This is a genomic window from Paraburkholderia ribeironis, from assembly GCF_900019265.1.
In the GTDB taxonomy this organism is placed as follows: Bacteria; Pseudomonadota; Gammaproteobacteria; order Burkholderiales; family Burkholderiaceae; genus Paraburkholderia; species Paraburkholderia ribeironis.
Window position 1 is genome coordinate 1 of sequence record NZ_CYGX02000223.1, and the last position, 534, is coordinate 534.

A 534-nucleotide genomic window follows, 5' to 3' on the forward strand; every position below is an offset into this window, starting at 1 on the left:
GCGCGTGCCCGCGTCGACATCGGTCTTCGCAAACACGACGATGAAGCCTGCCGCATCGGCGTTCGAGATGAAGTGCTTCACGCCCGTGATCCGGTAGCCGTCACCTTCGCGCCTCGCGCGGGTCGCCATGTCGGCGGGATGGGAGCCGGCGCGCGGCTCCGTCAGCGCGAACGCGCCGACCTTCTTGCCGCTGGCCGCGTCGGGAAGATAGCGATCGCGCAACGCATCGTCGCCCCCAATCAGAATCGAGTCGGTCGCAAGATAATGCGCACCGATCATCGACGACGTCGATGCACACGCTTTCGCGATCTCCACCAGCGAGAGCACGATCGCGACCGGCGACGCGTCGACGCCGCCCCACCGCTGCGGCAGGTTCATGCCCATCATGCCCAGCTCGGCGAGCTGCGCGACATAGCGCACCGTCGACAGTTCTTCGCGGTCCACTTGCGCCGCCCCTGGCGCGAGTTCGCTTTGCGCAAAGCGCGCAACCGCATCGGCGATTTCGAGGTCGCCGTGTTCGATACCCAGCCGCTT

Annotated in this window: 1 protein-coding gene; it reads right to left on the bottom strand. The window is 66.7% G+C overall.

Annotated features, from left to right (window positions below; translation table 11 throughout):
- On the bottom strand, positions 1–534 hold a 534-nt coding region (locus BN2475_RS33275), incomplete at both ends, for an acyl-CoA dehydrogenase family protein (RefSeq protein ID WP_174642122.1).